This window comes from Paraburkholderia sp. (assembly GCF_034668105.1).
GTDB lineage: Bacteria > Pseudomonadota > Gammaproteobacteria > Burkholderiales > Burkholderiaceae > Paraburkholderia.
This window is the reverse complement of sequence record NZ_JAXDPY010000229.1, coordinates 1-11086: the sequence shown is the minus strand read 5'-3', so window position 1 is coordinate 11086 and position 11086 is coordinate 1. Positions and strand designations below refer to the sequence as shown.

Sequence of the window (11086 nt, the reverse complement as noted above, 5' to 3'; positions counted from 1 at the left end):
CGGCGCCCACCTTTTTCGATTCCGCATTGACATCCAGGCACACATTCGTACCGCTCAGCTTGATCGTGGCTACCGCTTGCGCGTGGGCAAGTCCGGAAAACGCGCCGAGGCTCGACGTGAATGCGATCAGCAACAGGACTTTGCCGCACCTGTCGAGCAATTGGGACAAGCCCCTGATGAAACGGATGGGTGCCATGATCTTACTTCCGGTTGGGGGGAGAACTAGGTGCGCCCTAGCGCACTGAGTACGTCGCAGATTTCGTCCGCGCGCGGCAGATCGTCACTGCGCCAGCGCAGCATGGCGCGCGCATCGAAGCAATAGATCTGCGTTGCATGGTCGGCGAGGTTGCCGAGCGGTAGCGCACTCCCCGAAAGCGTTGTGCGCATCCGGTCGACATCGCGCAACGCCGGCGTGGCCGCGGTCCAGCCGGGACCGGCCTGAAAGCGCATGAGCCACGCGTGTAAAGCGGAGGGCGAGTCGGATAGAGGATCGATTCCGATCGACAGCAATTGAACCGGATACCGAGCCCGGATTTGCGGCATGCGCTCCTGAACCGCGCTGAACAGCGCACCCTGCAGAGGACACACCGAACTGCACCCGGTGTAGATGGTTTGCACGGCAGTGACGCGCTGCAGCAGCAAGTCGCTGAGCAGTCGCTTGCGGCCGGTTTGATCGACTAACCAGGTATCGTCGAGACGAAGCGGGGGGCTCACGAGTCCCGTCGTGCCATGCTGGGCATAGGCGGGGAATGACACCGAGGCCATCGCGGCCAGAGTCGCATCGCATAGCAAGGCGCGCCGGGTCAATTGCCTGAGCGACACCGGTTGGGCCGGTGCCAGGCACGTGCGAACGTTTCGACGGAACACGCCTTCTTCTCCGCAATAAATTTGATGAACGCGACCATCATGCGCAGTCGAGAATGCGCGCTGGCGGGATAGTCGGTGAGCCGGGCGCGAGACAGGATCAATGAGTCCGTCTGCTCGCTCGCGTGTGATCAGGCGATGCAGGCAAGCGTAACAGGGACGGTTGACGCCGAATACGATTCCACGGACGCGAGTTGCTCGCGACTGTGCAGTGGCGCACATTTCCCCTGGGCGGCGCGAGAGCATGGTCTGATTCAAAAAATTATTCCATTCGCATACCATGACGCACGCGTAGCGTGAGGTTGCACGTTCATGCGAAGACCCCGGTACTATATGGGGCAGCGGGAATTGGCCCGGGAGCCAGCGTGAGAGAACCGGCGTGTCAGCCGGTACAAGGCGCGCCGCACATTCCACGTAAAAAACATGAACAACTTTATTCGACCCCCAGTCTTCTATCCGGCATCGGTCGTTTTCGTTGACGACAACGACAACTACCTCGACGCGTTGCGCCGATTCTTTCCGGATATTTCCACCAATCTGTTTTTCACGCGGCCTCAAAGCGCGCTCGCTTTCATCCGCAAACATGCGCGCGAGAACTCGCTGGAGTTCGCGCCGGCGTCGGCCGGTCTGAGCGAGACGGGCCTTGAGCGCTTTGTCGAAAGCTCGGCGGAGCGAGACATCCTGGCGCGCGACTCGCGATTTTCGGAGGTGGCCGCGGTTGTCGTCGATTACGACATGCCAGGACTGAGCGGTGTCGAATTCCTGTCGTCCATTTCCAATCTGCGTTGCGCGAAGGTGCTGTTGACCGGCGTCGCGAATGAGACCGTCGCGGTCAAGGCTTTCAATGCCGGCATCGTCGATCTGTATCTGCGCAAGACGGATGCGGATTCAGCCAGCAGACTGGTCCATTTTCTGAAAGACGCCAGAAAGCGGCATTGTTCAGAGGCGGGCTGGCTTGGCCTGGGCGAAAACGGCATCACCTACTGCGACCCAAGAACGAGGAAGGTCCTCGACGAGGTGGTGGCCGCCGAAGGCATTGTCGAGTACTACTGGCGTCCGGAGCAGAATGCGATTCTGATGTTCGACCGTGAGGGCAACCCGAGCGTTTTCCTTGCATGGGCTGAGAACGACTGGATCGCCCAGGCGGAGATCGTGGCAGATGAGAGCGGGCCGGTGGATCTGTTGAGGCGCATGGCGGTACGCGAGTCGATGCCCGTGTTCTGGCCGCACCTGGCGTTCCGTCCGGACACGGCGTTCGCGGCGCTGACACCCCGAACCATCCCCGACTGGGACGACGCTTTCTATTGCTGGACCCGAATAGATTCGAAACAGCTGGGCTTGAACGCGCTGACGTTCGCGCGATGGCGGAGCGACCGGAATCAGCACGTCCGCGGATAAAGCGTTGGGCCCTGCGCGCGGACCGTTATAAAAATGCCGGAATAGACCAACGTTTCCAGACACATCGAGCCACATGTACGCCATTCCGACTGCCTTTGTGTCCGCGCTGTTCGTGGTGTTTGGCCTTTACGTACTGATCACACAAGGCGTGACGCGTCTGTCGGCGCCATTCTTTTTGATGTGCGCGACGACATTCGCGTGGCAGGGCACGTGGACCTTGTTGTTCCAGACTGAAAACCCTCACCTGGCGAGCGTGCTGGTCCGGCTCGGTTATCTCTTCATTCTCTTTCTGCCCACCACGTTCTATCACTTCGTCACCGAGGTGGCGGCAAGACGCCGTGAACGGCCGATATTGCTCGCATCTTACGGCGTGTGTCTCGTGCTGGCCGTGCTGCTGCCCGGCAACGAAGTGGTCGCCGGCTATCGGCACTACTTTTTTGGCTACTATCCGAGCGCCGGCACGCTGCATCCTTTGCACGTCGTGCAGACCGTGTTGCTGGCCGGGCGCAGCGGACAGCTTCTGCTCGCCGCCCGCAAACAGGCCGGTGGCGAAGCGCGCAGGCGCCTCGAGCTCTGCTTTGCGAGCCTTTGCCTGTATTCGTTTGCAGCGGTCGACTATGCGGTCAACTACGGCTATGCGTTCTATCCGCCGGGCGTCCTGTTCATCGCCCTCAGCCTGGGGCTTCTCGCGATCACGATCGTCCGCTATCACCTGATTCACCCCTATGCCATCGCGGCGACCATCGCGCACGAGATCGCGACCCCGCTCGCGACGATCGCCATGCACGCCGACGAAATCGCCAGCGTCTGGTCCCACGTGTTCAACGGTTACCGGCTGGCGGTCACGCATGGGCTTTACGACGATCATGAGGTGCATGCCGGGCAGTCCGAGCGCATCAGCCAGCTCGCCACGTCGATCAGACGGGAGGTGTCGGGCACGAGCGCAATGGTCGAGATGGCGCTTGCTTCGTTCACCCTCGATCGACTGGACCGCACCCGCTTCAGTCCTCAGTCCATCCAGCAATGCGTGAGCTCGGCGCTGGAACGCTATCCGTTCCGCGGCGATGAACGGGCGCGCGTGAGCGTGGCGCCGATCGACGCGGCCCTGTGCTTTTCGGGCTCGGACACACTGGCGGTTTTTGTGCTGTTCAATCTGCTCAAAAACGCGCTGCACGCGATTCATGTGAGCGGCGAGGGCGAGATTGCGATCAGTGCGGTGCTGGAGCAGGGGTTTTGCGTTCTGCGCTTCCGCGACACGGGTCCGGGCATCACGCCCGACGTGCTGCCGCATATCTTTGATGCCTTCTTCTCGACCAAGCGGCACGGCAGCGGCGCGGGAATGGGGCTGGCATTTTGCCGCCGCGCCGCGGAGCTTCTGGGCGGCAGTATCGAATGCAGTTCGACGCGCGGCGCCCACACCACGTTCACGGTGCGCTTGCCGGTGCCGGGGTCGCCCGCGGACCGCGCGCTGAAAAAAATGCCGGCGCGTTCCTTGCGCCGGCGTCAGGGGTGAAACTCAAGCCTGGAAGTTAGTGTTGAAACTCAGCGGTAAAACCGAGCGGTAGAACCTGGTATTGAAACCCAGTGGTAGAACTCAACGAAAAAACAGCGGGAAACAGCGGGAAAAATCCAGCGATATAACTGAACGGCGAAAGTCAGTCGTCACGCTCAGGCGCTGAGCGCCGTCAACGGCAGTTCATATTCCTTGACCCGTTCGACGATCCCTTCCGGGAACCGCCTGATCTTGCGGTCCCGTCCGGCGTACAGGATCTGTTGATAACCCTTCGAGACCTCGCGCCCATCCACGCAGAAGCGAAACAGCAGGTAGGCCGAGCATTGCTTGACCTGCACGGTATTCAGATAGCAATCCACATGCTGGAAAGGGAAGGTTTCGTGGACATATTCCTGGTGCGCGCGTTTGGTGACGAACATGCCGTCGGATCCCAGCAAGTCGTTGTGTATGCATTCATGGAACCACCGCTCGCGGCATACGCCTTGCCACTCGAAGTAACGCGAGAAATAGGTGTTCATGAAGGCGTTCGAGTCCTTGAGATAAATGTCGAACGTATGGTGGAAGGTCTTTAGCGGCTCCGGCGTCAGCGCGTCTTCGGAAAGAACGGCGGATCCGCGGGTCAGGGCGGTAGGGATTGGGTCACGCATCAACATACGATTTTCCTTTTGCAGGAACGGCTGCTCGCGGCAGCCACGCATGCCCTCCTGGATGGCAGGCACAGCCCATTCTGGTTCGGATGGGGGCTGCCTGGCTATTGGCTGACAAACACGCCATGCAAAAATCCTGAATGATGGCAGGTTTGCATGATTGCGCCGTGGTCAGATGGGCGGCAGGTTGCTGCAGTGCAAGAACGAAAGGAACCATCGCTGCTCGATACATATCGCATGCGTGGCGATTGCGCCGCCGCAAGGGTATGTCTCTCATGCGTGTCTGAAAGGCCGCTGTTGGGTGCCTGTGAAGTGTCTGTGGCGCGCCGAACCCATCGCCAGAAGCGCTTGCCACGTCATAGTCACGGTCTATCAAGAGCATTGCCAGAATCCCATACTATTGACGGCGACTCTCACGTATATTTTGAAGTGCAGTAGCCTGCCGACGCGAGCCGTTCTCGTCCAATGCGCGCCACGCGATCCGTCACGGACGACGACCATGCACGTCGGGTGATCAACAGCGGTACACCAGAAAACGCCCATTATGTGATTTCCCGGCAGACCCGCCGACGTCAGTCGGCGATGCACCATACAAAGAATTCAGGAGCCGTAGCACAACAGGTAGTGGGTACGTCCTCAAGGAGATGACGCATGTCCGACGAAGCAAAATGCCCGTTTAACCATGCCGCAGGCGGCGGCACGACTAATCGTGACTGGTGGCCGAAACAACTGCGGCTCGATCTGCTCAGCCAGCACTCCAGCAAGTCCAATCCATTGGACAACGACTTCAACTACGCCGAGGCATTCAAGAGCCTCGATCTCGCTGCGGTAAAGAAAGACCTCGCAGCCCTCATGACCAACTCGCAGGATTGGTGGCCGGCGGACTTCGGCCACTACGGTCCGCTCTTCATCCGCATGGCCTGGCACAGTGCCGGCACGTACCGCATCGGCGACGGCCGCGGTGGTGCGGGGCGCGGTCAGCAGCGTTTCGCGCCGCTCAACAGCTGGCCGGACAACGTCAGTCTCGACAAGGCTCGCCGGCTGCTCTGGCCGATCAAGCAGAAGTACGGCCAGAAACTTTCCTGGGCCGATCTGCTGATCCTTACCGGCAACGTCGCGCTCGAAACCATGGGCTTCAAGACCTTTGGCTTCGGCGGCGGTCGCGAGGACACGTGGGAGCCGGACCAGGACGTCTACTGGGGCAATGAAAAGACCTGGCTGGGTGGCGACGTCCGCTATGGCAAGGGCGCCGCAGGCGATAACGAAGACGGCGGCGTGATCGTTGCCGACGTGGAAAAACACGGTGAAGAGGTGAGCCGCGACGACCAGGGACGGATTCTGGAGAATCCGCTGGGCGCCGTGCAGATGGGGCTGATCTATGTGAACCCGGAAGGTCCCGACGGCAATCCCGATCCGCTTGCCGCGGCACACGACATCCGCGAAACCTTCGCGCGCATGGCCATGAACGACGAGGAAACCGTCGCGCTGATCGCCGGTGGCCACACCTTCGGCAAGACGCACGGTGCCGGTCCTGCCGACAACGTCGGTCCCGAACCCGAGTCCGCCGATCTCGAGAACGTGGGGCTGGGCTGGAAGAACAGCTTCGGCACCGGCAAGGGCGCCGACACGATCACCAGCGGTCTCGAAGTGACCTGGACCACCACGCCGACCAGGTGGGGCAACGGCTTCTTCGAGAACCTGTTCAAGTACGAGTGGGAGTTGACCAAGAGCCCGGCCGGCGCCAACCAGTGGGTCGCCAAGACTGCGGACGAAACGATTCCGCACGCTCACGACCCGTCGAAAAAGCTGCGGCCGACGATGCTCACCACCGACCTGGCGCTGCGCCTCGACCCCGAGTACGAGAAAATCTCGCGGCGCTTTCTGGCGAATCCCGACCAGCTCGCCGATGCCTTCGCCCGTGCCTGGTTCAAGCTCACGCACCGTGACATGGGACCGCGCGCCCGCTATCTGGGCCCGGAAGTACCCGCCGAAGAACTGCTCTGGCAGGACCCCATTCCGGCCGTCGACCATCCGCTAGTCGGCGAGCAGGACATCGCCTCGCTCAAGCAGAAGATTCTGGCATCAGGGCTGTCGGTCGCGCAGCTGGTGTCCACCGCCTGGGCGTCGGCCTCCACCTTCCGCGGTTCGGACAAGCGCGGCGGCGCCAACGGCGCTCGCGTTCGTCTCGCCCCGCAGAAAGACTGGGCGGTCAATCAGCCCGAGCAGCTGGCGAAAGTCCTGAAGGCCCTCGAAGGCATTCAGGGCGAGTTCAACGCCGCGCAGTCCGGCGGCAAGAAGGTGTCGCTGGCCGATCTGATCGTGCTGGCCGGCAGCGCCGGCATCGAGCAGGCGGCGAAAAACGCCGGCCATCAGGTGAGCGTGCCTTTCACGCCCGGCCGCATGGACGCCTCGCAGGAACAGACCGACGTGCAATCCGTGGGCGCCCTGGAGCCCATCGCCGATGGCTTCCGGAACTACGTCAAAGGCAAATATGGCGTTCCGCCCGAAGCGTTGTTGATCGACAAGGCGCAATTACTGACCCTGACCGCCCCTGAGATGACCGCGCTCATCGGCGGTTTGCGCGTGCTGAACATAGGCACCGGGCAGAATCCGCAAGCTGCCTTCACCCACAAGCGGGAAACGCTGACCAACGACTTCTTCCGCAACCTGCTCGACATGGGCACGGAATGGAAACCGGTTTCGGCGGCTCGCGAGGTGTTCGAAGGGCGTGACCGCAAGAACGGCGAGTTGAAGTGGACCGGCAGCCGTGTCGATCTGGTCTTTGCTTCGCATGCTCAGTTGCGCGCGCTGGGCGAAGTCTATGCAAGCGAGGACGGGCAGGAAAAATTTGTCCATGACTTCGTGGCGGCCTGGGTCAAGGTGATGAACCTCGACCGCTTCGAGCTCGCCTGAACGGGCAGGGGACCCGCCGGGGCAGTCACCCTGGCGGGCTTTCACCTCGCTGTGTGAAGAGTCACTCTCGCCGCAAGGTCAGACGATGATCCTGCGGCGTTCCATAGGACGGTCCTCGTCGCATAGTCGGTCGCAGTGATGCGGATGGTGCCGGCGGGTTGGTCACGAAATTCGGTCACGGCCGCCAGCTCCGATTCGATCTCATCGAAGCGGGGCGCGACTGTCTGGAGCAACCGCTCACCCGCCCCGGTCGGCGAGACGCTGCGCGGGGTCCGGGTCAGCAGGCACAGCCCGAGCCGTGATTCGAGCGCACGAATCGTATGGCTCAAAGCAGATTGCGAAACGCCCAGTTGTGCCGCTGCGCGCGTAAAACTGCGTTCGCGCGCAACGGCGATAAAGGCCCGCAGATCGTTGTAGTTATCGCGACGCTTCATGAACTCGCTTCATAGGTGTTCACTGATTTTATCGCGCGTTTGATCCTGGCCAATCAGCAAGTTGAACCGCTTCACCCCTTGCGGAACACAGGCGCTCCCCACGGCGCGCCGATCGTGCCGCCGTCGACGACAATTTCCGCCGCAGTGATTCCCGAAGCGTCGTCGGACGCGAGGAATAGCGCGGCTCTCGCCACTTCTTCGGGGGTAGCAAGACGTGCCATCGGGATGCCTGGCGCGAGTGCCTCTTCGGTCCCGTCGAGCGTGGCACCGGCGCGGGCCCCGCGCGTCCAGATCGGCGTGCGCGTGCCGCCTGGAATCACGGTGTTGACGCGAATGCCACGCTGCACGAGTTCGGATGCAAACACCTTGGCCATGCCCGTGACGCCTGCTTTAGTAGCGGAATAAGCGGCCGAGCCAGGCGAGCCCAGTTCGCGCATCACAGAGCCGTTCAATACGATCGAACCGCCGGCGCTCATCAGCGGAAGCGCCGCTTGGACCGTGAGAAAGACACCGGTGAGATTGGTGCGAAGAATCGCCTCGAATGCAGCCGCGGTCGTGCCGCCGAGCGGCGTCGGACCGGAGATCCCGGCGTTGGCGAACACGATGTCGAGCGACCCGAAGGTTTCCTTGATCTGCTTGAACATCGACTCGATGGCGGTTTCATTGTCGAGGTCGGCTTGAATGCCAAGCGCGTTTTCCCCGAGTTCAGAGACTGCCTGATCCAGCTTTTCGCGATCACGGCCGGTGATCGCAACGCGGGCGCCTTCGGCGATCAGAAGCTTCGCTGCGGTAAAGCCGATGCCGCTGTTGCCGCCAGTGACGAGCGCTGTTTTTCCAGTAAAACGCATTTCCTTCTCCTGTGTATTACGCCGGGATCGCAGCGAAAGCCGCGCCTGCTGGTGGCGCAAAAATCCCGCATAATGCCCTGTTAAGCAGCGCAAGATAGCCGCTGCATCCAAACCGGAATGAGCATCTTCAACAACTCATTCTGTATGTTGATCATCATGCAGAAATTCAGTATTATTCTCGTCATGCAGATTGTCAAGGGTAGCGAGGCAAAAAAATGGGTTACTCGCAGGCACAGAAAGCTGAGAGCAGGCAGCGTGTTCTTGAGAACGCGTCGCGGCAGATTCGCGAACACGGCATCGAGGCACTTGGGGTCGCTGAGTGCATGCGCAGCGCGGGGCTCACGCATGGCGCGTTCTACGGACATTTTTCATCACGCGATGCGTTGATTCTGGAAGCGCTCGAGCACGCGGTCAGTCAGAGCGAGAAGCGCATCGGGTCTCTCGCAAGCGGTGCGGTAAAGCGCGGGGAAACGCCGCTGCAGGCTATCGCCGAGGTTTTCCTCAATGAGCGTCACGTGAAGAATCCCGGCAATGGATGTGCGCTATGCGCACTCGCCGGAGAAGCGCGGCATGCGAATCCGGACGTCAGGGAGCGGCTTACCGACTACGTGCGCAGGCTGGCATTACAGATAGCGCAAGCCGCCTCCGGCGAGAGCAAAGATGTTGCGCTGGCAATCGTCGCGACCATCGTAGGAGCCATTACGCTGGCGCGCGCCGTGGACGACGACAAACTGGCGAGATCGATTCTGTCCGCGTCGCTTGCGCTGGTCATGACGCAGGAGGGCAGTGCACGCTAACCTTGCCGTGCTGTAACCGCAACGACAGAGTAAACTGGGTCGATCAGAACGTGATTGTGGACGCAACAACACAAGGACCTCATGAGTCGACTAGTCGTCGTTTCGAATCGCACTGCAGACCCGCGAAAACCCGCGGCCGGAGGACTCGCCGTAGCGTTGCGGGAGAGCTTGCAGCAAACAGGCGGCCTCTGGTTCGGCTGGAGCGGCAAGATCCGCGAAGCGGCTGATGGCGCGCAGGCCGGCCATGGCGAAGTTCATGTCCAGACGGCCGGCAACGTCACACTTGCAACACTCGATCTGAGCCGCGAGGATCACGACACGTATTACCTGGGTTACTCCAACGATGTCTTGTGGCCGGTGTTTCACTACCGGCTGGACCTGGCTAATTTCGACACGCGATTCGCAGCCGGCTATCGCAGGGTCAATCAGCTATTCGCGCGCAAGTTGCTACCGCTATTGAAGCCGGACGATCTCATCTGGGTTCATGACTACCAGTTGATCCCGCTCGCGGCCGAGTTGCGCGCCATGGGGTGCACCAACCGCATAGGTTTCTTCCTGCACATTCCAATGCCGCCGCCGCTGATCATGGCAGCGATTCCGGAGCACGAATGGCTGATGCGTTCGCTCTTCGCATACGATCTGGTGGGCTTCCAGAGTGAAGCCGATCTGACGCATTTTTCTCACTATGTTGAATCGGAGGCGCAGGCGGAGCGGTTGAGTCCGGATCGCCTTCGGGCGTTCAATCGAACGCTGCGGGTGGGCGCGTATCCCATCGGCATCGACGTCGACGACTTCGTTCGTCTGGCCGACTCGAAGGAGGGCCGCGACATGTTTGTCCGGATGCGCGACGAATATTCGCGGCGGCGTTTGCTGCTGGGCGTCGACCGGCTGGACTATTCGAAGGGACTGCCGCAACGCGTGCATGCTTTCCGCGAACTGCTGACTTACTACCCGGAGAATCGCGACAGTGCAACGCTGATTCAGATTGCGTCGCCGAGTCGCGAGGACGTGGGCGCCTACGACGATCTGCGGCGCCAGATGGATAGCTTGTGCGGGGCGATCAACGGCGACTTCGGTGAACTGGACTGGATGCCGGTGCGTTACATTCATCGGAACGTGGCACGTAAGCGCTTGCCGGGGCTTTATCGCGCGAGTCGTGTGGCACTCGTCACACCTTTGCGTGATGGGATGAATCTGGTGGCGAAGGAATTCGTCGCCGCACAGGACGCGGCCGACCCGGGCATGCTGGTGCTCTCACGTTTTGCCGGCGCCGCCGAGCAATTGAAGGAAGCGCTGCTGGTCAACCCCTACGACACGCAAGGCACGGCGCAGGCCATTCAACGGGCACTGACAATGTCGCTCGATGAGCGGATCAATCGGCATGAAGCGCTGCTTAGTCGGATCCGCAAGTTTGATGTGCACTGGTGGAGTTCGACGTTTCTGCGGGCGCTGGAGGATTGCGGAGCGAAGGAATAGACGGTGGATGGGGAACAGATTTATACAAGGCACCGGTTGCAGGACGACGGGCCGTTTCTCTGATCTATGATTTAACATAATATAAATTATCAACCACATGCTTGTAGTAGCTTTATAGAAATGTCGTGTTCTAGCCATTTAGAAATGTCGTGTTTTGGCCTCGGTATGCTTGCCGGTTCCCTGCGGGACTATGGAG

At 60.8% G+C, this 11086-nt stretch carries 9 protein-coding genes and 1 pseudogene; 5 read left to right on the top strand and 5 right to left on the bottom strand.

Going from position 1 to position 11086, the window contains the following annotated elements; translation table 11 throughout:
- A partial coding sequence (locus tag QOC89_RS10785; RefSeq protein WP_323044997.1) for a hypothetical protein occupies positions 1–196 on the bottom strand: 196 nt, incomplete at its 3' end.
- A 26-nt stretch (positions 197–222) separates the two neighbouring features.
- Positions 223–867: an SCO family protein gene (locus QOC89_RS10780; RefSeq protein ID WP_416340389.1), complete on the bottom strand. Its 645-nt coding sequence runs from the start codon at positions 865–867 to the stop codon at positions 223–225.
- 420 nt (positions 868–1287) lie between these two features.
- On the opposite strand from QOC89_RS10780, the gene QOC89_RS10775 reads away from it, so the two are divergent.
- A complete protein-coding gene (locus QOC89_RS10775; RefSeq protein ID WP_323044996.1) occupies positions 1288–2262 on the top strand; it encodes a response regulator in 975 nt (324 codons plus the stop codon).
- A 73-nt stretch (positions 2263–2335) separates the two neighbouring features.
- Positions 2336–3775 carry an ATP-binding protein gene (locus QOC89_RS10770; RefSeq protein WP_323044995.1) on the top strand — a complete coding sequence of 480 codons (1440 nt, stop codon included), beginning with the start codon at positions 2336–2338 and terminating at the stop codon, positions 3773–3775.
- 155 nt (positions 3776–3930) lie between these two features.
- On the opposite strand, the gene QOC89_RS10765 is transcribed toward QOC89_RS10770, so the two are convergent.
- Positions 3931–4428, bottom strand: coding sequence for an acyl-CoA thioesterase (locus tag QOC89_RS10765; protein ID WP_323044998.1), 498 nt, complete (start codon positions 4426–4428; stop codon positions 3931–3933).
- Between the two features lie 645 nt (positions 4429–5073).
- On the opposite strand from QOC89_RS10765, the gene katG reads away from it, so the two are divergent.
- Positions 5074–7335, top strand: a complete 2262-nt coding sequence (gene katG, locus QOC89_RS10760) for a catalase/peroxidase HPI (RefSeq protein ID WP_323044994.1) — start codon at positions 5074–5076, stop codon at positions 7333–7335.
- A 101-nt stretch (positions 7336–7436) separates the two neighbouring features.
- On the opposite strand, the pseudogene QOC89_RS10755 reads toward katG, so the two are convergent.
- Positions 7437–7769: pseudogene (locus tag QOC89_RS10755) on the bottom strand (LysR family transcriptional regulator); the annotation flags it as partial.
- A gap of 71 nt (positions 7770–7840) precedes the next feature.
- The gene (locus tag QOC89_RS10750; RefSeq protein ID WP_323044993.1) at positions 7841–8617 is read right to left on the bottom strand and encodes an SDR family NAD(P)-dependent oxidoreductase; all 777 of its coding nucleotides are present in this window, start codon (positions 8615–8617) and stop codon (positions 7841–7843) included.
- A gap of 215 nt (positions 8618–8832) precedes the next feature.
- On the opposite strand from QOC89_RS10750, the gene QOC89_RS10745 reads away from it, so the two are divergent.
- Both QOC89_RS10745 and otsA read left to right on the top strand, forming a co-directional pair.
- Positions 8833–9414 (top strand): TetR/AcrR family transcriptional regulator, encoded by a 582-nt coding sequence (locus QOC89_RS10745; RefSeq protein ID WP_323044992.1) that lies wholly within the window; start codon positions 8833–8835, stop codon positions 9412–9414.
- Positions 9415–9495: 81 nt separating this feature from the next.
- Positions 9496–10890: an alpha,alpha-trehalose-phosphate synthase (UDP-forming) gene (gene otsA, locus QOC89_RS10740; RefSeq protein ID WP_323044991.1), complete on the top strand. Its 1395-nt coding sequence runs from the start codon at positions 9496–9498 to the stop codon at positions 10888–10890.
- Positions 10891–11086: the final 196 nt, after the last annotated feature.